18 protein-coding genes are annotated in these 21,107 nt (G+C 71.5%); 6 read left to right on the top strand and 12 right to left on the bottom strand.

Annotated features, from left to right (window positions below; translation table 11 throughout):
* Positions 1 to 86: 86 nt before the first annotated feature.
* The 5 genes from Q9R47_RS11280 to Q9R47_RS11260 all read right to left on the bottom strand — a co-directional run bounded on the left by Q9R47_RS11280 (position 87) and on the right by Q9R47_RS11260 (position 6,894).
* On the bottom strand, positions 87 to 1,562 hold the full coding sequence (locus Q9R47_RS11280) for an iron-containing redox enzyme family protein (RefSeq protein WP_311233289.1): 1,476 nt from the start codon (positions 1,560 to 1,562) through the stop codon (positions 87 to 89).
* A gap of 124 nt (positions 1,563 to 1,686) precedes the next feature.
* Entirely contained in the window at positions 1,687 to 2,769 is a 1,083-nt protein-coding gene (locus Q9R47_RS11275; RefSeq protein ID WP_311233288.1) for an XdhC family protein, read from the bottom strand.
* Positions 2,766 to 5,153 carry a xanthine dehydrogenase family protein molybdopterin-binding subunit gene (locus Q9R47_RS11270; RefSeq protein ID WP_311233287.1) on the bottom strand — a complete coding sequence of 796 codons (2,388 nt, stop codon included), beginning with the start codon at positions 5,151 to 5,153 and terminating at the stop codon, positions 2,766 to 2,768. The genes Q9R47_RS11275 and Q9R47_RS11270 overlap by 4 nt, the downstream gene beginning before the upstream one ends.
* On the bottom strand, positions 5,150 to 6,232 hold the full coding sequence (locus tag Q9R47_RS11265) for a xanthine dehydrogenase family protein subunit M (protein WP_311233286.1): 1,083 nt from the start codon (positions 6,230 to 6,232) through the stop codon (positions 5,150 to 5,152). The genes Q9R47_RS11270 and Q9R47_RS11265 overlap by 4 nt, the downstream gene beginning before the upstream one ends.
* Positions 6,229 to 6,894 (bottom strand): 2Fe-2S iron-sulfur cluster-binding protein, encoded by a 666-nt coding sequence (locus tag Q9R47_RS11260; protein ID WP_311233285.1) that lies wholly within the window; start codon positions 6,892 to 6,894, stop codon positions 6,229 to 6,231. Before Q9R47_RS11260 ends, Q9R47_RS11265 begins: the two co-directional genes overlap by 4 nt.
* A gap of 124 nt (positions 6,895 to 7,018) precedes the next feature.
* On the opposite strand from Q9R47_RS11260, the gene Q9R47_RS11255 reads away from it, so the two are divergent.
* The 3 genes from Q9R47_RS11255 to Q9R47_RS11245 all read left to right on the top strand — a co-directional run bounded on the left by Q9R47_RS11255 (position 7,019) and on the right by Q9R47_RS11245 (position 9,556).
* Positions 7,019 to 7,711, top strand: coding sequence for a nucleotidyltransferase family protein (locus tag Q9R47_RS11255; RefSeq protein ID WP_311233284.1), 693 nt, complete (start codon positions 7,019 to 7,021; stop codon positions 7,709 to 7,711).
* A 127-nt stretch (positions 7,712 to 7,838) separates the two neighbouring features.
* On the top strand, positions 7,839 to 8,987 hold the full coding sequence (locus Q9R47_RS11250) for a zinc-dependent alcohol dehydrogenase (protein WP_311233283.1): 1,149 nt from the start codon (positions 7,839 to 7,841) through the stop codon (positions 8,985 to 8,987).
* A 53-nt stretch (positions 8,988 to 9,040) separates the two neighbouring features.
* Positions 9,041 to 9,556 (top strand): hypothetical protein, encoded by a 516-nt coding sequence (locus Q9R47_RS11245; protein WP_311233282.1) that lies wholly within the window; start codon positions 9,041 to 9,043, stop codon positions 9,554 to 9,556.
* A 67-nt stretch (positions 9,557 to 9,623) separates the two neighbouring features.
* Here Q9R47_RS11245 and Q9R47_RS11240 read toward each other — a convergent pair whose 3' ends face one another.
* From Q9R47_RS11240 to Q9R47_RS11230, 3 genes are all read right to left on the bottom strand, one after another.
* Positions 9,624 to 10,259, bottom strand: coding sequence for an NAD(P)H-dependent oxidoreductase (locus Q9R47_RS11240; protein ID WP_311233281.1), 636 nt, complete (start codon positions 10,257 to 10,259; stop codon positions 9,624 to 9,626).
* A 132-nt stretch (positions 10,260 to 10,391) separates the two neighbouring features.
* Positions 10,392 to 10,823 carry a hypothetical protein gene (locus Q9R47_RS11235; RefSeq protein ID WP_257080552.1) on the bottom strand — a complete coding sequence of 144 codons (432 nt, stop codon included), beginning with the start codon at positions 10,821 to 10,823 and terminating at the stop codon, positions 10,392 to 10,394.
* A gap of 75 nt (positions 10,824 to 10,898) precedes the next feature.
* Positions 10,899 to 11,657: an NrtR DNA-binding winged helix domain-containing protein gene (locus Q9R47_RS11230; RefSeq protein ID WP_311233280.1), complete on the bottom strand. Its 759-nt coding sequence runs from the start codon at positions 11,655 to 11,657 to the stop codon at positions 10,899 to 10,901.
* Between the two features lie 148 nt (positions 11,658 to 11,805).
* Here Q9R47_RS11230 and Q9R47_RS11225 point away from each other — a divergent pair, with 148 nt between their 5' ends.
* Entirely contained in the window at positions 11,806 to 13,743 is a 1,938-nt protein-coding gene (locus Q9R47_RS11225) for a 5'-nucleotidase C-terminal domain-containing protein (RefSeq protein WP_311233279.1), read from the top strand.
* 27 nt (positions 13,744 to 13,770) lie between these two features.
* On the opposite strand, the gene Q9R47_RS11220 is transcribed toward Q9R47_RS11225, so the two are convergent.
* A complete protein-coding gene (locus tag Q9R47_RS11220) occupies positions 13,771 to 14,700 on the bottom strand; it encodes a LysR family transcriptional regulator (protein WP_311233278.1) in 930 nt (309 codons plus the stop codon).
* A 55-nt stretch (positions 14,701 to 14,755) separates the two neighbouring features.
* Between Q9R47_RS11220 and Q9R47_RS11215 the strand changes: the two genes are divergently transcribed.
* Positions 14,756 to 15,787, top strand: a complete 1,032-nt coding sequence (locus tag Q9R47_RS11215; RefSeq protein ID WP_311233277.1) for a putative sulfate exporter family transporter — start codon at positions 14,756 to 14,758, stop codon at positions 15,785 to 15,787.
* Positions 15,788 to 15,794: 7 nt separating this feature from the next.
* On the opposite strand, the gene Q9R47_RS11210 is transcribed toward Q9R47_RS11215, so the two are convergent.
* From Q9R47_RS11210 to Q9R47_RS11200, 3 genes are all read right to left on the bottom strand, one after another.
* The gene (locus Q9R47_RS11210; protein ID WP_311233276.1) at positions 15,795 to 16,217 is read right to left on the bottom strand and encodes a GreA/GreB family elongation factor; all 423 of its coding nucleotides are present in this window, start codon (positions 16,215 to 16,217) and stop codon (positions 15,795 to 15,797) included.
* Between the two features lie 360 nt (positions 16,218 to 16,577).
* The gene (locus Q9R47_RS11205) at positions 16,578 to 17,759 is read right to left on the bottom strand and encodes a PHB depolymerase family esterase (protein ID WP_311233275.1); all 1,182 of its coding nucleotides are present in this window, start codon (positions 17,757 to 17,759) and stop codon (positions 16,578 to 16,580) included.
* 26 nt (positions 17,760 to 17,785) lie between these two features.
* Positions 17,786 to 18,208: a CopG family transcriptional regulator gene (locus Q9R47_RS11200; protein WP_311233274.1), complete on the bottom strand. Its 423-nt coding sequence runs from the start codon at positions 18,206 to 18,208 to the stop codon at positions 17,786 to 17,788.
* Positions 18,209 to 18,346: 138 nt separating this feature from the next.
* Between Q9R47_RS11200 and Q9R47_RS11195 the strand changes: the two genes are divergently transcribed.
* A complete protein-coding gene (locus tag Q9R47_RS11195) occupies positions 18,347 to 21,103 on the top strand; it encodes an excinuclease ABC subunit UvrA (RefSeq protein WP_311233273.1) in 2,757 nt (918 codons plus the stop codon).
* The last annotated feature ends 4 nt before the right edge of the window (positions 21,104 to 21,107 follow it).

Raw genomic sequence — 21,107 nt, 5'->3', positions numbered from 1 at the left:
GGAAAAAGCCGCCACGCTCTTCGCGTGGCGGCTTTTTCCATGGGGAGGGGGTTCCGCGCCGGCCTACCCCGGCCGGCCCGATCGGCTCAGGGATGCGATGCCACGAAGCGGCGCGTGGCGAACAGGCCCACCGGCGTCCAGTGCTCGGAGGGCGACATGGCGGTGACCAGCGCATCGAACTGGGCGTCGGCGTCCAGCGTCGCCAGGCGCTCCTTGAAGGCCACCAGGTCCGGATCGAGCACATCCGCCGACCCTGCCGCGCCCGCATCGCTCTTGCGCGCGCGCTGCAGCGCACGGAAGGTGGGGCGCCGCCGCGTCTCGTTGGCGGAAGCAGGCTCGAAGAACGCCTGGCCATCGGCACTGGCCTCGTCACCGCGGATCCAGTCGTGGATCACCTGCAGTTCATAGGGCGAGAACACGCCGAACATCTCCGAGCGCGGGCCCTGCAGCAGACCCCAGAAGCGGCTTTCGGCCACCGGGCGGCCGGGCTTGATCCAGTTCGCCTGCACCAGCGCTTCCAGGAACGCATCCATGCCCTCGGGCGCCGACAGCCAGTCGTTCACGCTGCGGCCGGCCACCTTGCAGTAGTCCGAATGCATGCCCTGGCCGGCACCGCACTTGGCCTGGAAAATGCGCACCACTTCGGCGCGGATGTCGAAGTCCGCGATGACGCGGGTGGTGCCCAGGCCCGCATCGCCCAGGCGGGCACCCTGGCGCACGCGCTGCCAGAAGGCCTCCGGGTCGCCATGGCGGGGCAGCAGGGCGAGCACGGCATCGCAGGCCTGGCGGGCGTGGCCCGTGTCGGCGTTGTCCACCGTGACGTGCAGCTGGAAATAGTACGGATCGATGCCCAGTTCGTTGAGCTCGTACGAAGTGATCAGCAGATGCAGCGGCAATTGCTCGTAGCCCAGATTGAAGCCGATGACTTCGGGCAGGAACTCTTCCGCGTTCCAGGCGAGCGCCAGTTGCACCGCGCCCTGCTCGTAGAGCGCGTCGGGCAGCGCCGGGCCCTGCGAGAGGCCATAGCGCGACAGCAGCTGGCGGTAGAGCAGCACGTGGTTCTTGTCCGGCGCGCCATCGCCCAGCTCTTCGAGGTAAGTACGCACCAGTTCCTCCATCCGCGGGTTGCGCGCATGGCGCAGCACGCCATAGAGCCAGCTGCCGTCCACCAGCTTGGTCGGCGCCACCGCTCGCAGGAAGTGCAGCGCATGGGCGCGGTTGCGGAAGTACCGCCGGCCTTCGCCTGCCTGCCGCGCGGCGAGGTATTCGCCGTACTGGGCCGACACGGCGGCGTGGCTCGCGGCCATCCAGTCGTGCAGGTCTTCCGGGCGCTCCGGCAGCGTGGCCGCCGGCAGGTCGGCACGGGCCTGCGTTTCGCGCAGCAGTGCGGCACCCTGGCGCCGCGCCTCGGCTGTGGGGGCCGTCTGGTGCAGTGCGGTGTGCAGCGACTGGTAGCGCCCTTCCGGTGCGCGCACGGGCGCGTGCGCGGGCGTTCGTCGAGGGGACGGGCGGGCGTCGTCGGCAGCGTCGGAGGTGGGAGCGATCAGGGTGGAAGTTCTCATGATGGGGTACCGGTGGCGTATGGCTCCATGGTTCCCCAGCATGGGGCTGCACTCCATCGGTGCGTCGCCCCCCTGCCGGTCGGCCCCCTCCTACGGCCCCATCGGCGCAGGCGCCGTGCCCGCGTCAGGCAGCCGCAGCGCCCCCGTGGGGCGTCCAGCCGCAGGCCGCGCCCGGCGCGGTCCCCCCGTGGATGAGCGCGGATTCGGTCATGCGCGATGCCGCCGGCAGCACGGCGCCGTTCTTCGCGGCGAGCACCTCGGCCAGCACGCTCACGGCGATCTCCGGCGGCGTGCGGCTGCCGATCGCGAGGCCGATCGGTCCGCGCAGGCGCAGGAGCGCGTCCTCGCCGATGTCGAAATGCTCGCGCAGCCGCTGCCGCCGCGCGGCCGTGGTGGCGGCGGAACCGATGGCGCCCACGTAGAAAGCCTCGCCCTGCAGGGCTTCCAGCAGCGCGAGATCGTCCAGTTTCGGATCGTGGGTGAGCGCGATGACGCAGGTGTGCGCATCCATGCCCATCGCCAGCACGGCATCGTCGGGCATGCCGTCCACCCATTCCGCGCCGGGCAGGCTCCAGCCCTGCCGGTGCTCTTCGCGCGGGTCGCACACCGCCACCGCGAAGCCGCAGGGCATCGCCATGGAGGCCAGGCATTCGGTCAGGGCTCCCGCACCGATCAGCAGCATGCGGTGCGAGGGCCCGAGGCGCTGCGCCAGCGTGTCGCCGTGGTCGAGCAGCGCCAGAGCGCCCTGCACGGGCGCGGCGAGGGCCTCGGTGGAGAGCGTCACCGCGCCGTCCGCGCAGCGCAGGTGCCGCCACACCACGCGGCGCTCCTGCAGCCACTGCACGAGGCGCTGCAGCCAGAGAGGCTCGGGGTCATATTCGAGCAGCAGCTCCAGCGTGCCGCCGCAGGGCAGGCCGAAGCGGTGCGCCTCGTCGGCGGTGAGCCCGTAGCGCACACGCTCCGGCGCCCGCCCTCCCCACTGCGCGGCGCCGGGCAGGCAACGCCGCAGCAGGTCGTCCTCGATGCAGCCACCGGAGACCGATCCTTCGATCAGGCCGTCGTCGCGCAGCGCCATCCACGAGCCCACGGGCCGGGGCGACGAGCCCCAGGTGCGCAGCACGGTGGCGAGCACCGCGTGGCGGCCGGCGGCGCGCCAGCCGTGCAGCGCGCGGGCCACGCGCAGTTCGGGTGCGGAGTCGTGCGTCACTGCGGTGCGTCCATCGCCTGTGCCGCCACCGCGGCGGGCACGTGCTCCATGGGCTTGGGCGGCACGTCGGGCGCGGGCCGCATCACCTTGTCGGGCGTCATCGGCGTGGAGCGCACGCGCCGGCCCGTGGCATGGAAGATCGCGTTGCACACGGCAGCGGCCACGCCCACGATGCCGATCTCGCCCACGCCCTTGGCGCCCAGGCGGCTCACGATGCGGTCGTCCTCCTGCACGAAGATCACATCGATGGGGGGCGTATCGGCGTTCGAGGCCACGTGGTACTCGGCGTAGTTGTGGTTCATGAACCGGCCCAGCGCATGGTCGGTCTGCGTCTCTTCGTGCAGCGCCTGGCTGATGCCCCAGACCACCCCGCCGGTGATCTGGCTGTGCGCCGTCTTGGCGCTCAGGATGCGCCCGGCCGCGATCGCGCTGACCACGCGGGTCACCCGCACGGTACCCAGTTCCTCGTCCACCTTCACCTCGCAAAACACGGCCGAGTGGGTGGCGCGCACATAGTTCTTCTGCTTGAGCACGTTGGGCAGCAGCAGGTAGCGGGCCTCGACCTGCGAGCGCCCCTGGGCGGCGAGGATGTCGGTGAGCGCCATGCCGCGGTCTTCCGCGGGCGCGCCGCGGCGGCGCATGCGGCCGTCCACGAACTCCACGTCGCGCAACAGCGTGCGCTCGAAACCCGAGCCGCGCGTGCGCTGCGCCAGTGCCCACAGCAGGCGGCGCAGCTTCTCGCAGGCGCCCTCCACCGCCGAGCCGACGGTCGCCACGTGGGAGGAACCGCCTTCGATCGGCGCCATCGGCAGCGTGGAGTCTCCCAGGCGGAAGGTCACGCGCTCGAGCGGCAGGCCCATGGCCTCGGCCGCGATCATCGACATCACCGTGTACGTGCCGGTGCCGATGTCCGACGCCGCGCTGCTCACTTCCAGGCGGCCGTCATCATGCAGCACCGCGCGCACCTTGGCGAACATCTGCATCGCATCCCAGGTGCCGGTGGCCATGCCCCAGCCCACGAGTTCGCGGCCCTCGCGCATCGAGCGCGGTTCGATCGGCCGGCCGTCCCAGCCGAAGCGGGCCGCGCCCAGGCCGTAGCAGGCGCGCAGCTCCTTGGTGGAGAACGGCAGGTCCTTCGATGCGTCGCGGTCGGCATAGTTCTTCAGGCGCAGGGCGAGCGGGTCCATGCGCAGTTCGTAGGCGAGCTCGTCCATGGCGACCTCGAGCGCATGCACGCCGTGCGCGGCGCCGGGCGCGCGCATGTCCAGCGGCGTGTACTGGTCGAGCGGCACCAGCCGGTAGCCGAGCCGCACGTTGTCGCAGCGGTAGAGCTGGCCGGACCAGTTCACCACCACCTCCACGTAGTCCTCCATGCGCGAGGTTTCCGCCACCGCCTCGTGCACGATGGCGCGCAGCGTGCCGTCGCGGTCGGCCGCGAGCTTCAGGCGCTGCCAGGTCTCGGGCCGGTGGCCGAAGGTGAACATCTGCTGGCGCGTGAGCACCACGCGCACGGAGCACTGCAGGTGCAGCGCCGCCATCACCGCGAGCACGAGCTGGTACTGCGGGCGCAGCCCGGAGCCGAAGGCGCCGCCCACGAACGGGTTGCGCACGGTGACTTCGTCTTCGCCCAGGCCGAACACGCGCGAGACCAGCCAGCGGCTGTTCTGCGGGCTCTGCGTCTTGTCGTAGATGGTGAGGTGGCCGTCGTCCCCGCGCAGCACGGTGGAGGCGTGCATCTCCATCGGGTTGTGGTGCTCCACGCCGCTGTAGTACTCGGCCTCGATCTTCACGGGCGCGCGCTCGAAGGCGCCGTCGGCATCGCCGCGGGGCTTCGACGGCGGCGAGTAGCCGGCCTTCATGCGGCTGGGGTCGCGCGCGCGACCCAGATGGCGCAGCAGGTGCGTCTCGTGGCGCTCCACTTCGTAGTCGATCTCCACCAGCGAGGCCGCGCAGCGCGCCGCCTCGAACGTGCAGGCCACCACCAGCGCGACGGGCTGGCCGCTGTAGCGCACCACGTCGTCCAGCAGCGGCTTGAAGGGCGAGCCGCCGGGCGCCGTCATGTCCTTGTAGAACAGGTCCATCGAGCGGACCTTCGGGCGGTTCTCGTGGGTGATGATGTCCAGCACGCCCGGCACGGCGCGGGCCCGCTCGAGGTGCATGCGCAGGATGCGGCCTTTGGCGATGCTGCTGTTGACCACCACGCCGAAGGCCATGCCCTCGTCGTGGTGCTCGGCCGCGTACCGGGCCTGGCCCGTCACCTTCAGGCGGCCGTCCACGCGCGAGACCGGCATGCCCAGCTTCACCGGCCCGGTGCCGGCATCGGCGCGGGGCTGCTGCCCTGCTTGTGCGCGGTCCGCCGCTTCGTTCGGCATCGGTGCGTTCATGGTTGCGCGTCCTGTACGTGGCCGGCGCCCAGTTCGCCGGTGTTGGTGAGTTCGCCGTCACGTGCCATCTCCAGCGCGCGCACGATGGCCCGCCGGGCCAGTTCGATCTTGAAGCGGTTGTCGCCCGGGCCGCCAGGCGCGCCGTGGCCGCGCGCACCCTGCAGCAGCCGCTCGGCCGCCTGCGCGAACGCCTCGGCCGTGGGCTCGCGGCCCGCCAGCGCCTCTTCGGCCTCCGGCACGCGCCAGGGCTTGTGGGCCACGCCGCCCACGGCGATGCGCGCCGCGCGGATGCGGCCGTCCCCGCCCAGGTCCAGCCCCGCCGCGACCGACACCAGCGCGAACGCGTACGAGGCACGGTCGCGCACCTTCAGGTAGGCGCCATGCTGTGCGAACCCCTGCGCCGGCAGCGCGATGTGGGTGATGAGTTCGTCGCTCGCCAGCACCGTGTCGCGGTCGGGTTCACTGCCGGGCAGCCGGTGAAAGTCCGAGAAGGGAACCGTGCGCTCGCCGCGCGGGGAGCGCACATGCACCACGGCCTCCAGCGCCGCCAGGGCCACGCACATGTCGGACGGGTGCGTGGCGATGCACTGGTCGCTCGTGCCCAGGATCGCCAGTTGCCGCGCCAGCCCGTCGCGCGCGGGGCAGCCCGTGCCCGGCTCGCGCTTGTTGCACGGCACGGCCACGTCGTAGAAGTAGTGGCAGCGCGTGCGCTGCATCAGGTTCCCGCCGTTGGTGGCCATGTTGCGGATTTGCGGCGAGGCCCCGGCGAGGATCGCGGCCGCGAGCAGCGGATAGCGCTCGCGCACCAGCGGATGGTGCGCGGTGGCGGCGTTGCGGGCCAGCGCCCCCAGGCGCACGCCGCCGCCCTCGGCCTCTTCGATGCCCGCGAACGGCAGTCGCCCCACGTCCACGAGGCGGCGCGGCCGCATCACGCTTTCCTTCATCAGGTCGATGAGGTTGGTGCCGCCGGCGATGAATTTCGCGGGCAGCGCGCGCTCGCTCGCGTGGTGCATGCCCTGCGGCATGGTGGCGAGCGCCATCCCGATGTCGGTCGCCGGCACATAGTCGAAGCCTCTCATGCTGCGTCCTCCCCGGCAGGCGCCATCGGGGTCTGGTGCGGGTGCTGCGACGGCTGCGAGGAAGACCGCATGGGGCCACGCAGCGGCACGCCCGCCACTTCGGCGATCGCCTGCACGATCTGCGGATAGGCACCGCAGCGGCACAGGTTGCCGCTCATGCGTTCACGGATGTCGTCGGCCGTGCGCACGCCGCCTTCGCTCAGCAGGCCCACGGCGGAGCACAGCTGCCCTGGCGTGCAGTAGCCGCACTGGAAGGCGTCGTGGTCGATGAAGGCCTGCTGCAGCGGATGCAGTGCATCGCCGCCCTGCGGCGCATCGGTTGGGGCGTTGCCGCCGTCGGCCCCGGCACCATCGCGCAATCCCGCCAATCCTTCGACGGTGGTGATATGCGCGCCGTCGTGCATCACGGCGAGGGTGAGGCAGCTGTTGATGCGCTGCCCGTCCACCAGCACCGTGCAGGCGCCGCACTGTCCGTGGTCGCAGCCTTTCTTGGTCCCGGTGAGCCGGAGCAGGTCGCGCAGCGTGTCGAGCAGCGTGACCCAGCAGGGAATATCGAGGTGCTGTGGCGTTCCATTCACGTGCAGGCGCACTGTATGGACCGACACGGCGGATTCGGCCGGACCGCTGGCGCGGGCGACCGACGTGGGGTGGCTGGATGACATCTCGCTTCCTTCACGGCCGGTGGACCGGACAGTGTCGCCGTCAGGCACCGCGCACCCTGTAGGAGGAGCGCGCGCACACGGTCGGCTTGCGGCGCAGGTGCCAGGCATGGCCGTATGCTGCGGCATGCCACACGCCTGCCCCGCTTCTTCCGCGCCGTCCTTCCATCCGCAGCCTTCCCGCATCGGCGCCTCCACGACGCCGGAATTGCCCGGCGCGACCGCGGTAGCCGGCATCATCCTCGCGGCCGGCGCAGCGTCGCGCTTCGGCAGCGACAAGCGCCGCGCGCTGCTGCCGGACGGCACGCCGCTGCTGGTCGCCGTGGGCCAGTCCTTCTCCCGGGTGTTCGCGCGGACCGCCGTGGTGCTGCCGCCTGATGATGTTTTCGGCCTGGAGCTCTGCGCCCGCCTCGGGCTCGAGGCCGTGCCGAACGCCCGCTGCCGCGAAGGCCAGGGCACCTCGCTGGCTGCGGGCATGCAGTGGTCGCTCGCGCAGCCCGGGTTGGAGGCCGTGGTGGTGGGCCTGGCGGACATGCCGTGGGTGCATGAAGACACGCTGGCGGCGCTGCGCGATGCGCTGGTGCGATTCCCCGGAGAACCTGCGATGCCGCTCTGGCGGGACCGGCCCGGCAACCCGCGCGGCATTCCGCGAAGCTGCTTCGCATCCCTCGCGCAGGCCTCGGGCGCGCAGGCGGCCGCGCACCGCATCGACTGGGACGCCGCCCGCACCGTCGCTGTCGACGATCCGGGCATCGTGCGGGACGTGGACACGCCGGCCGATCTGGAGAGTGGTGGAGAGGACGCACACGCGCTTCTGTAACGGCGGGGTCGGGATTCGTAAGCGTTCGCCCGTCCTACATTACCGCCGCGCAGGCGCTCCGCAAGATGCCCCGGAGCGCGGACGTTTGTTTTTCGCGCCACGACTTCGCGAAAGGCAGACACCCTCCATGCTGGCAATGAACTACCGCGGCCCCTACCGCGTGCGCGCATCGCACAAGGCCGAGCCCGACATCGAACATCCCAACGACGCCATCGTGCGCGTCACACGCTCGTGCATCTGCGGATCGGACCTGCACCTGTACCACGGCCTCGTCCCCGACACCCGCGTGGGCACGACCTTCGGCCACGAGTTCACCGGCGTCGTCGAGGCCGTGGGGCCCTCGGTGCGCCACCTGAAACCCGGCGACCACGTGCTGGTGCCCTTCAACATCTTCTGCGGCTCGTGCTACTTTTGCCAAAAGGAGCTGTACAGCAACTGCCACAACACCAACCCGGAGGCCACGGCCGTGGGCGGCATCTACGGCTATTCGCACACCACCGGCGGCTACGACGGCGGTCAGGCGCAGTACGTGCGCGTGCCGCTCGCCGACGTCGGGCCCCAGGTCATCCCGTCGGACCTCGACCTGGACGACGCGGTGCTGCTCACCGATGCGCTGCCCACCGGCTACCAGGCCGCAGAGATGGGCGACATCCAGGAGGGCGACACCGTCGTGGTGTTCGGCGCCGGGCCCGTGGGCATCTTCGCGGCGCGCAGCGCCTGGCTGCTCGGCGCCGGGCGCGTGATCGTGGTGGACCACGTCGAATACCGCCTCGACTTCGTGCGCCAGTACGCACCCTGCGAAACGGTGGACTTCAAGAGCGTGCGCGACATGGCGGTGCATCTCAAGCAGATGACCGACGGCCTCGGCCCCGACGTCTGCATCGACGCCGTGGGCTGCGAAGCCGCAGGCTCGTTCGCGCAATCGCTCACGGGCGTGCGGCTCAAGCTGCAGGGCGGCGCGGCCACGGTGCTGCACTGGTGCATCAACTCCGTGCGCAAGGGCGGCACCGTGTCGATCGTCGGCGTGTACGGTCCCACCTTCAACGCCGTGCCCATCGGCAATGCCGTGAACAAGGGCCTCACGCTGCGCATGAACCAGGCCAGCGTGAAGCGCCACCTGCCCCGGCTCATCGAGCACATCCAGGCCGGGCGCATCAAGCCCCGCGAAATCATCACCCACCGTTTCGCGCTGGAGGACATCGCCGAGGCCTACCACACCTTCTCCAGCAAGCTGGACGGCTGCATCAAGCCCGTGATCGTGCCGTCCGCGGCCTAAGCCAGAGCCACCGCATCGCCCGCGAAGAAAGAGCCAAGAGAAAGGACACCCGCATGACCACCGCCACCATCCACATCGACGCGACCCCGCCGGGCCCGCGCGCCCGCGCCGACGCCGCGAACATCCCCGGCTGGGGTGCCGACCTGCGCCGCGAGAACCGCCCCGCCGTGCCGCGCGAGCGCACCCCGCCGCGCCTCGACGTGCCCTGGGACCAACCCGAAGCACAGGTCCCCACGGTGGAGGTGCTGCACTCCATCGAGCGCCCCGGGCTCACGCCCGTTTTCGGCACCACCGTGCCGCCCTCGGGCGCGAGCGGCATGCTGCGCCGGCTGGCCTTCCGCCTGAGCGAGAGCGACGTGCGCCACTGGCTGCTGCTGTTGCTGGCCGACCGCGTGAACGTGCTGGAAGGCCTGGTACAGGACCTGGTGCATGGCCGCGTGCCCCAGGTACTGCAGGAGATGGGATTGAACGCGCACTGGCGCGAGCACCGCGAGCGGGCGCTGCGCGCCGTGGCGGCCCTCGCCGGGCTGGCACTGGCCCTGATCGCACTGGTGCGCCGGCTGTTCTGACCGGGCGGCGACAGCGACGGCGGCAGCAGTGCATGCCGCCGTCGCCGCCGCCGACCTCGTCAGAGATTCAGCGCACTTCGGAGACGAATTCGCCGCGCGGGCGGCGCACCTTCTCCAGGTTCACCAGCCAGTCGCCCTCGGGCTGGCGGTAGCCCAGCGGCAGCAGCAGCACGCTGCGCAGGCCGCGCGCGCGCAGGCCCAGGATCTCGTCCACCGCCTCGGGCTGGAAGCCTTCCATGGGCGTGCTGTCCACCTGCTCGGCCGCCGCGGCGATGATCGCCGCGCCGAAACCGATGTACGCCTGCCGCGCGGCGTGCTGGAAGTTCACTTCCGCGCCGCGCTGCGGGTACGAGCCGAGCAGCATGTTGCGGTAGTTCTCCCAGCCTTCGTTGCGGAAGCCGCGCACCTCGTTGGTGTAGTCGAACATCGCGTTGATGCGCTCTGCCGTGTAGTCGTCCCACGCGGCGAACACCAGCAGGTGCGAGCCGTCCGTCACCTGGGCCTGGTTCCACGCCACCTCGCGGATGCGGGCGCGCACGTCGGGGTTCGTCACCACGACGATCTCGAAGGGCTGCAGGCCGCTGGAGGTGGGCGCCAGCCGGGCGGCCTCCACGATGCGGTCCACCTTGTCCTGCGGCACGGCGCGGGCGGGGTCCATCTTCTTCGTGGCATAGCGCCACTGCAGTACGTCGAGCAATTCCATGGGATCGGTCCTGGTTGTTGGGTAGAGGGTTTCAGGAACGGCCGAGTGTAGGAACGGCCGCGTGTCCGTGCTCGCACGGGGAATTGCGCATCGTGCTAGAGACGCAGGCAGCGCCGGGGCCGTCGGCACGCGTCAGCCGAACAGCCCGCCCTCGTCCAGCAGCGCGAAGGCGATCTCCGGCCGCCGCTCCATGCCACGCCGGATGGCTGCCGCGATCGCCTGCCGCGTCTTGCGGCACAGCCCGCGCTGCTCGTGCACCAGGATCGCGATGCCGCGCAGCGTGCGCACCTCGCTCGCGCCCTGCGAGATGCCGAGGCGGATACCCAGCTGCTCCTCCAGACGGCCCTCGATGCGCCGCAGGTCCGCCAGGCTTTCGATGGTCTCCAGCCGCTGCACGAGGCGCTTTTCCTCCTCGCGCGTGAGGCGCAGCACCCGGCGGTCGGCCTCCGGCGATTCCAGCAGCGCCTGCAGGTCGCAATTGCACACGCCCGGCGGGCATTCCGGACGCAGCGGCACGGGGAACGGCGGAGCGGAGACAGAGGACGGAGGCAGGCCGGCGGACATCGTGCCCGCATTCTAGGAAGGCCTGGGTGGCCCCACAGCGCCAGGGCCCAACAGCCATCCCGAGAGTGAACCGCTCTAGCTGTTCAGCCCCCGCGCCACCACGGACAGAGACCGCCGGAACTCCTCCCGCAACCGGTACACCTGCGCCGGCCGGTGCGCCGCGCCGGACTCCAGCAGCCCTTCCACCGGCTCCAGCATGCCCAGCTCGTCGATCTTGCGCCGGAAGCTCACCTTGTTCACCGGCTCGCCGAGCACCGCCTCGTACACCGACTGCAACTGCGGCAGCGTCATGCGCTCCCCGCAGAAATACACCGGCAGCGACGAGTACTGGCTCTTGGAACGCACCCGCGCCACGGCCAGCCCCACCATGTCGGCGTGGTCGAAGGCCAGGGCCGGCAGCGCGCCCACCGGCGCCATCTGCCACCGGGCGCCGGTGCCTTCGCCAACGGCGCCGCCGCGCTCCCCGGCCAGCAGCTCCACCGGCACCAGCGCGCAATAGACGATCGATACCGACCAGCCGCGCGGATCGCGCCGCGCCCCGGAATAGGTCGCGAGCTGTTCCAGGTAGGGGCTCTCGATGCCGGTCTTCTCGCGCAGCACGCGGGCCGCCGCGTCCCAGGCCGTGCCGTCTTCCTGCGCATGGATGAAGCCGCCCGGCAGCGCCCACGCGCCCTCGTGCGGCCCCTCCTCGCGCCGCAGCAGCACGGCATGCAGCGCCCCGCCCTGGAGGGTGAGCAGCACCACGTCCACGGTGCAGAGGACGGGAGGGAAGTCGGTGCCCGACAGGGAAGGCGAACGGGAAGGGGAGGATGCGGCGGATGGAGGCGCGGCCATGGCAAGCGGAGGAATCGCGGATACCCCGGAGTGTGCCTGCGCCCGCGCACCAAAGCACCTCCCCGTCGACCGCCCATTCATCGCGTTGTCATGCGGCGCCGCAAGCATGCGTGCTTTTGTCAAACAACACGCAACGAAGGAGAGCCTCATGGTGGCCAAGGTGTGGAGAAGCAACAGGGGTGTGCGGCGCGCCGCGCTGGGCGGCGCGCTGGTGACCACGGCCGCCCTGCTGGCGGCCTGCGGCGGCGGGGGATCGGGGGGCGGCGGCCTGGGCGGCCAGCCGATGGAACTCACCATCCTGCACGTCAACGACCACCACTCCACGCTGGAATCCAAAACCAAGACACTGCAGCTTTCCGCGGGCGGGTCCGCGCCGGTCGCCGTGGCCGTGGACGCGGGCGGTTTCCCGCGCGTCACCGCGGCGATCGACGAGCTCTCCAGGCGCTCGCCCAACGTGCTCAAGCTGCACGCGGGCGACGCCCTCACCGGCACGCTGTACTTCAACCGCGCGGGTGCCGACGGCGAGGCCGATGCGGCCCTGATGAACACCGTCTGCTTCGATGCCTTCACGCTCGGCAACCACGAGTTCGACAAGGGTGACACGGGCCTGAAGAACTTCCTCGACCTGCTGCACAAGGGCCCCTGCCAGACGCCCGCGCTGAGCGCCAACGTGCGCTTCGGCGCCGGCTCCGCGCTCAATGCCGCCAAGGCACCGGGCGCCGTTCAGGCTTCCACCGTCGTGGAACGCTCCGGCCAGAAGATCGGCATCGTCGGCCTCACCGTCGCCGGCAAGACCAAGGCCTCCTCCAGCCCCGACCCGGACACCACCTTCGAGGACGAAGCCACCGCCGCCCAGCGCGAGATCGACCGCCTGCGCGGCCAGGGCATCAACAAGATCGTGCTCATGAGCCACATCGGCTACGACGCCGACCGCCAGATCGTGCCCAGGCTCTCGGGCGTGGACGTGGTGGTGGGCGCCGATTCGCACACCCTGCTCGGCCCGGACGCGCTCAAGGCCACCGGCGTGGGCACGCCCGGCGGTACCTACCCGACGCGCACCACCGACAAGGACGGCCGCACGGTCTGCATCGTGCAGGCCTGGGAGTACGCCCAGGTGGTGGGCGAGCTGAAGGTGAGCTTCGACGCCGACGGCAACGTCACCCAGTGCGCCGGCACCCCGCACGTGCTGATCGGCGACACCTTCACCCTCGGCGGCAAGGCCCCGACGGAGGCCGAAGCGAAAGCCCTGCAGGCCAGCGTGGCCGCCAGCGGCTTCCTGCGCGTGACCCAGCCCTCCACCGCGGCCACCGCCACCCTGCAGCCCTTCAAGGACCGCGTGGCCGTCTTCAACCGCACCCAGGTCGCCGTGGCGCCCGAGGAACTGTGCTCCCGCCGCGTGCCCGGCGGCGCCGGCTCCTCCGACTACAGCCGTTCCAGCGCCGCCTGCAACGCCGAAGGCAGCGTGGGCGCGCGCGGCGGCGACATCCAGCAACTCGTCGCCCAGGCGTACCTCGACGTGGCCAACACCCGCTACGGCGGCGCCGACATCTCGCTGCAGAGCGGCGGCGGCGTGCGCATCCCCCTGCAGGGCACCGTCTCGGCCGCCCAGGTCATCCAGGTGCTGCCCTTCGGCAACATGCTCTTCCGCCTCGACGTGACCGGCACGGAAGTGAAGGCCATGCTGGAAGACGGCATGGAAGCCGTCTTCGGCACCGGCGGCTCCACCGGCCCGTATCCCTACACCGGCGGCCTGCGCTTCGACGTGAACGCCGCTGCCGCGGCCGGCCAGCGCGTCTCCGGCATCGAAGTGCGCAACGCGGCTTCCGGCGCGTGGGAGCCGCTCAACGCCACGAAGACGTACAAGCTGTTCGTGCTGAGCTTCAATGCCACCGGCGGCGATGGGTACAAGACGCTGGCTGCGGTGCCTGCGGCGCGGCGGCTGGATATCGGGGTGCTGGATGCGGATGTGTTCTTCAGCTACATCGAGAAGCAGGGGAAGGATGGGGCGACGGGGTTGCCGGTGCTCAAGCGGCTGCCGCGGGAGTGGTACAGCACGAAGACGTTCCAGGGGCCGGCTGCACGCTGATCGGCGTGAAGGGGACTGCAACCGGGCTCAGCACGGAAGTTCGCAGTCCTGCACCCCAAAGCAATACCGCAGGAACGCCTCGCCCCCCGCCCCCAGCCGCCGCTCGCGGTGCGTCACCACCGCCAGCACGCGCGCCGCGCGCGGCAGCGCGGTCGGCAGTTCCGCCAGTTCGCCGCGCGCCAGGGACGCCGCCACGCTGTGGCGCGGCAGCACGGCGAGGGCGTCGCCCGCGGCCACCAGGGCCTTGAGGGCCTCCGGCGTGCCCAGCTCGAAATCGATCTGCACCTGGCCCAGCTGGGCGAGCAGCCAGCGGTCGGCCGCTTCGCGCGTGCCGGAGCCGCGCTCGCGCAGGGCCCAGCGGGCGGCGCGCAGGGCGGCGCGGGGAACGGCGGCGCGGCCCGCGAGCGGGTGGGCAGGCGCGGCCACGATCACCATCTCGTCGGTCATCCATTCGCGCACGAGCAGGTCCGCATGCGTCTGCGGGCCCTCGATGAAGCCGATGTCGGCATCGAAGGCCGCCACGGCCGCGAGCACGCCGGTGGTGTTGGCGATGCGCAGCTGCACCGCGCTGTGCGGATGCGAGACCTTCCAGCGCGCGAGCAGCGGGGGCAGGATGTGTTCGCCGATGGTCATGCTCGCGGCCACGCGCAGGGGCGCGGCATGCCGGCCGCTGAAGAGGTGCTCCAGTTCGCCGGCGGCTTCCATCAGCGATGCGGCGCGCGGCAGGAAGGCGCGGCCGTTCTCGTTGAGCACCAGACGGCGCCCGACCCGGTCGAACAGCGGCACGCCGAGCAGGGATTCCAGCTCCACCAGGGCGCTGCTGGCCGCCGACTGGGAGCGGGCGATGCGCTCCGCCGCGGCGCGCGTGGAGCCGTCGTGCGCGGTCGCGAGGAACACCTCCAGCTGCCGGAAGGTGAACCGCACTCGCTCGCTTTGTTGACCTGATTTTTGGGTCATATCGAGCGGAATTATCCGTTTTTTGCCTTATGCGAAAAACATATGCTTTTCTTCGATGAAGTCATATAGCCCTACCGCGCTGCGCCAGCGCCTCGCCTTCGGCCCGGCCGCCTCCCATGCCGCCGCGCTGTGGCCCGGCATCCTCGTGTGCGCCGTGATCGCGCTCGCCGCCACGTTCATCGCCGAACACCACGGCGGCCCGCAACTGCTTTATGCATTGCTGATCGGGCTGGCGTGCAACTTCCTGGCGAACGTGCCGCGCGTGTCGGCGGGTGTGGCGGCCTGTGCACGCACGGGGCTGCGCTGCGGCGTGGCGCTGCTGGGCGCGCGCATCACGGTGGACCAGGTGGCCCGCCTGGGGCTCGCCACCGGCATCGGCATCGTGTGTTCAGTGGTGGGAACGATCGTGTTCGGGATCGTGCTGGCGAAGGCCATGCGGCGCCCGCGCGAAGAGGGCGTGGTGTCCGGCTGCGCGGTCGGCATCTGCGGCGCATCGGCGGCGCTGGCGGTGGCCGCGGCGCTGCCGCCGACGAAGGAGAACGAGCGCTTCACGCTGCTCGCCGTGGTCGGGGTGACGCTGCTGTCCACACTCGCGATGGTGCTGTATCCGCTGCTGCTCACCGCGCTGCACGCGCCCCCGCAGGCCGCGGGCATCTTCCTGGGCGGCACCATCCACGACATCGCCCAGGTGGTGGCGGCAGGCCTCATCCTCGGCCCCGAGGCCGGCGAGACGGCCACGATCGTGAAGCTGTTCCGCGTCGCGCTGCTGGTGCCGATCGTGGCGGTGATCGCGGTGCTCTACCGCGACCGGGCGGCCGCGTCCCTCGGCGCGCGCGTGCCCGCGTTCCCGCCGTTCCTGCTGTGGTTCCTGTTCTTCGTGGCGCTCACGTCGCTGGGCGTGATCGGCCCCGCCACCGCGGCGGCCGCGAACGGGACCTCGCGCTGGCTGCTGGTCGCGGCGATCGGCGCGGCCGGCATCAAGACGCACTTCTCCGACCTGATGCAGCTGGGCTGGCGTCCGGTGGTGCTGCTGCTCGGCGAGACGGTGTTCATCGCGCTGGCCGTCTTCGCGTGGTCGGTGGCATGAGGCGCTCCTAGCGCAGGTAGTCGCCCTCGGCCTCGGGCTGGTGCTGTATGCCGGCCACGGTGGCCTCGCAGGCCTCGCCGCGCGGCGTGCTCCACCGCGCGGTCTGCCCGACGCGCAGGCCCAGCAGGCTGCTGCCCACGGGCGACAGCACCGAGACGAAACCCGCCGCGAGATCCGCATCCCGCGGATAGCAGATCGTCAGCACCTGGCGGGCGCCGGTCGCGGTGTCCACCAGTTCCACGCGCGAGTACATCGTGACCACGTCCGCCTCCACGGTGCGGGAGCTGGTGACGTCCGCGTTCTCCAGCAGATCCGCCAGCGACGGGGGCGCGGGCTGCTGGCCCGCGAGGCGCGACAGGCGCGCGAAATCGAGATCGGTGAGCACGCGCTCGCCGTGAACCTGAACCTGGACCTGGACCGCTGCATGCATGGGAAGGCACTCCTTGGTGGGGTGTGGCCGCCCGCTGCTGTTCAGCACAGGAGGACGACCGCGTTCGTTCGCGCAAGGCAGGAGCCCGGCGGCGGAGGGTTGCGCAAGAGGAACGGTGAAGGGGGGAAGGGAGGGGGCCGCCGGGCTCAGGAATGTGCGGGAAGGAGCGGGCGGCGCATCCGCTTGGCGGCCGCTCGCGCGCCGGCCGCTGCGTGCAGCAGAGCGGCCAGGGTGGCGAAGGCGCAAACCAGGGAGGTCATGGCTGGCAGTGTAGGCACGATCCGGTCCGTTGGCTCCGAAGCCCCCATGCGGCGTGCCAGTATCCAGGGGAGGTGTCGCGCAGCAGGCAGCGGCGCCCGGTCAGCCTGCCGCACGCGGATGGGCAAGGAAGAAGCGCAGCATCTCCGCGCTCGCATCCGCGCCGGACGGGTCCGTGTAGCTGCCGCTGGCGCTGCCGCCCGACCAGGCATGGCCGGCGCCGTGCAGTTGCCAGTATTCGAGCGCGTCGCGGCCGGCCGCATCCGTATAGACGCTGCGCGTGTGCCGCGCGCCGCGGCTGGACTGGCCCCGAGTCACGCGTGGGGCTGCTGCTGCGCCAGCGCCCTGCCCTGGGCCATTGCGCAGCGCCTCCACCAATGCCTCCGCGTTGCGGACGTGGACGGTGCCGTCCGCATCGCCGTGGAACACGATGGTGGGCAGTGCCGTGCCGCGCGATCCTGCCGTGCCGGCCCCTGCCGGCCCCGGGCCGCTGCGCATGGCCGACAGCGCCGAGCCGACGTCCGCCGCGCAACCGTACGGCAGTCCGGAATGCACGCCCACGGCAGCGAACACGTCCGGGTAGCAGTGCCCGACCACGTCCGCCATCGCGCCGCCCGCGGACAGGCCCGCGACATACACCCGCGCCGGGTCCACATGGTGTTTGGTGGCGATCGAGCGCGCCAGGGCGGCGATCACCGCCGGCTCGCCGCGCCCGCGCCGCTGGTGCTGCGGCTTGAACCAGTTCCAGCATTTCTGGGCATTGGCATGCTGCGTCTGCTCCGGGTAGAGCACCACCACGCCGAGCTCCCGCGCGAGCGCATTCATGCGCGTGCCCGCCGCGAAATCCTCCGCGTGCTGGGTGCAGCCGTGCAGCATGACCACCATCGGCCGCGGCGCGCCGTCGCCCGGTGCGTCCGGCGGCAGGTAGAGCCGGTAGGCGAGCGTGCGGTTCTGGTGGCTGAAGCTGCCGGCCTGCCAGCGCTCGCCGCTTACCTTGCAGGACGTCGCCGTGCCCGCAGGTCCCGGCTCCGCGTGGACTTCGCCCGCCCCGTCCTGCTCCCGCACCTCGCGCACCAGGCCGTCGAGCACCATCGGGTTCGCCGACGGCACCGGGGCGCTCCGGAATGCCGGAGCCGAACCCGCTGCGGCCGCGGAAGCCGCCGCCTGGGCCTGGGCGGCCGCCCCGCGCAGCGCGCGCTGGATGGCCTCGGTGGCTTCGCCGAGCCGGCCGCCGCGCGTGGAGCGCGCGGCATCGGCCATCAATTGCTGAAAAAGTGGGTTCACAGGGGGCTTTCGTGGGGGGGAAGGGGTCAATGGATGCGTCCGGCCAGCGCGGTTTTCACGGCACTGCTGGCCTGCAGTGCGCCGAGCACGGTGAGGGACTCGATGGTGGCCAGCGCCAGCTCGGGGGTGACGTCCGGATCGATGGTGGCCAGGCCGAGCACGCGGATCTGCAGCCGCTGGCCCGCCGCGCGCGCGGCCTCCAGATCGGCTGCCGAGAAGCGCTGCAGGCCCAGCACCAGCATCTTGCGGGCCACCACCTGCCGCAGCGCGTCGGCGTGCACCGCGAGCTGGTTGCGGATCGCCGTGCGGATGAAATCCGTGCGGTTGCCGTAGAAGCTCTCGGCCACCAACAGATCGATATGGCCGAGATCGACGTACCCGAGGTTGATGGTGATCTTTTCGGAATCGCCCGGTTTGGTTGGGCGCGGGGCAGTGGGAAGCGAAGTCATGGGCCATCCTATTACCATCCATATGGATGGTCAATGGATGTTTTCAAGGGCACGATCGAGAAAGCGGACGTTGGCTGCGGGCAATATCGGGACCGCGCCTACACCTCGCCAGCTGCCGGCGGGCCATGCTCCGCGGCAATGAAAACCCCTCCCAAGACGCCCCCTGCAGTGCCCTCGCCCGACGACACCGACTTCGACGGGTTCATCGAAGTGCGCGGCGCACGCGAACACAACCTTCAGAACGTGGACGTGCGCATCCCGCGCAACGCGCTCGTCGTGTTCACCGGCGTCTCCGGCTCCGGCAAGTCCTCGCTCGCCTTCGGCACCATCTATGCCGAAGCGCAGCGCCGGTATTTCGAATCGGTCGCGCCCTATGCGCGGCGCCTGATTGACCAGGTGGGCGTGCCGCAGGTCGATGCGATCGAGGGCCTGCCGCCGGCCGTGGCGCTGCAGCAGCAGCGCGGCACGCCGAGCGCGCGCTCGTCGGTGGGCAGCGTGACCACCATCTCCAGCCTGGTGCGCATGCTGTATTCGCGCGCCGGCCACTACCCTGCACGCCAGCCGATGCTGTATGCGGAAGATTTCTCGCCCAACACGCCGCAGGGCGCCTGTCCGCACTGCCACGGCCTCGGGCGCGTGTACGAGGTGACGGAAGCGTCCATGGTGCCGGACGATTCGCTCACCCTGCGCGAGCGCGCCGTCGCCGCCTGGCCCACGGCCTGGCAGGGGCAGAACCTGCGCGACATCCTCACCACCCTGGGCCACGACATCGACGTGCCCTGGCGCGACCTGCCGCGCAAGACCCGCGACTGGATCCTGTTCACCGACGAGCAGCCCACGGTGCCGGTGTACGCGGGCTTCAGCCGCGAGGAAGTGAAGCGCGCGCGCAAGAGCGGGCAGCCGCCCAGCTACATGGGCACCTTCACGGGCGCCAGGCGCTATGTGATGCAGACCTTCGCCACCAGCCAGAGCGCGATGATGAAGCGCCGGGTGGCGCAGTTCATGGTGGGCCAGGCCTGCCCCGTCTGCCACGGCAAGCGCCTCAAGCCGGAGGCGCTTGCCGTGACCTTCCGGGGCATGGACATCGGCGAATTCACGCACCTGCCGCTTGCCGCGCTGGCCGACGTGCTGCGCCCCGTCGCCGAGGGCACGGTGGATTCGGGCGAGCCCGACGGCGGCACGCTGCCCGCTTCCGCCCGCGCGCGCGCCACGGCCCGCCGGGTGGCGGCCGGCGGCTCCGCCCACGCAGCCGCGCCCGACGTGCGCCGCACGCCCCACCTCTCCGCGGAAAAACGCCTGGCCGCGCAGCGCATCGCGCAGGAACTGCTGGCGCGGGTGGGCGCGCTGGTCGGCCTGGGCCTGGGCTACCTGTCGCTCGACCGCGCCACGCCGACGCTCTCGCCGGGCGAGCTGCAGCGCCTGCGGCTCGCCACGCAGCTGGCGTCGCAGCTGTTCGGCGTGGTCTACGTGCTCGACGAGCCCTCGGCGGGCCTGCACCCGGCCGACGGCGAATCGCTGCTGGCGGCGCTCGATCGCCTGAAGGCCGCCGGAAACTCCATCGTCGTCGTCGAGCACGACGTGGCCACGATGCGCCGCGCCGACTGGCTGGTGGACGTGGGCCCCGACGCGGGCGAGCGCGGCGGCCGCGTGCTCTACAGCGGCCCGCCGCAAGGCCTGCAGGGCGTGGCGGACTCCCGCACCCGGCCCTACCTGTTCGAGCCCGGCGCGCGCGCCGGGCGGGAGCGCCGCACTCCGTCCGAGTGGCTGCGGATGGAGGACGTGCACTGCCACAACCTGCACGGCGTGCAGGCCGGCATCCCCCTGGGCTGCCTCACGGCGGTGACCGGCGTGTCGGGATCGGGCAAATCCAGCCTCGTGAGCCATGCGCTGCTGTCGCTGGTCGCGGACCACCTGGGGCAGGATGCGCACGCTGCGCAGGGCGGCTCCGGGGACGACGACGCCGCGCTGCCGCATGCCGCGCCGCCCATCGGCGCGGACGACGACCCGGGTGCCTCCACCGCGGCGGAGGGGGACGGGCGCTGCACCGGCCGGCTGGCGGGCGCCGTCGACACGGTCCGGCGGCTCGTGAACGTGGACCAGAAGCCGATCGGCCGCACGCCGCGCTCCAACCTCGCCACCTACACCGGCCTGTTCGACGCGATCCGCAAGCTGTTCGCCGCCACGCCGGCCGCGCGCAGGAAGCGCTACGACGCGGGCAGGTTCTCGTTCAACGTCGCCAAGGGGCGCTGCCCCACCTGCCAGGGCGAGGGCTTCGTCAGCGTGGAACTGCTCTTCCTGCCCAGCACCTACGCGCCCTGCCCCACCTGCCACGGCGCGCGCTACAACCCCCAAACACTCGCCATCACCTGGAGCGGCCTGAACATCGCCGACGTGCTGGGACTGACCGTCGACGCGGCCTGCGACGCCTTCGCCGAAGAGCCTGCGGTGCTGCGCCCGCTGCAGGTGCTGCGGGACATCGGCCTGGGCTACCTGCGCCTGGGCCAGCCCGCGACCGAGCTGTCGGGCGGCGAGGCGCAGCGCATCAAGCTCGCGGCCGAGTTGCAGCGCACGCAGCGCGGCCACACGCTCTACGTGCTGGACGAGCCGACCACCGGCCTGCACCCGGCGGATGCCGATCGCCTGCTGCAGCACCTGGATGCCCTGGTGCGCGCGGGCCACACCGTCGTGGCCGTGGAGCACGACATGCACTTCGTCGCGGCCTGCGACTGGGTGATCGACGTCGGGCCCGGCGCCGGCGATGCCGGGGGCCGCATCGTGTGCGCGGGCACGCCGCAGGAGGCCGCCGCCTGTACGCCCTCCCGCACCGCGCCCTATCTCGCAGAAGCCCTCGCTGCACAGCCGGGAAACCTGCCGAGCCCATCGCCGGGCCGATAGCATC

Origin of the sequence: Acidovorax sp. PRC11 (assembly GCF_031844105.1) — a bacterium.
Taxonomy (GTDB): Bacteria; Pseudomonadota; Gammaproteobacteria; order Burkholderiales; family Burkholderiaceae_C; genus Paracidovorax.
Note: the sequence above shows the minus strand (reverse complement) of the source record. Positions and strands in the feature narration are given on the sequence as shown.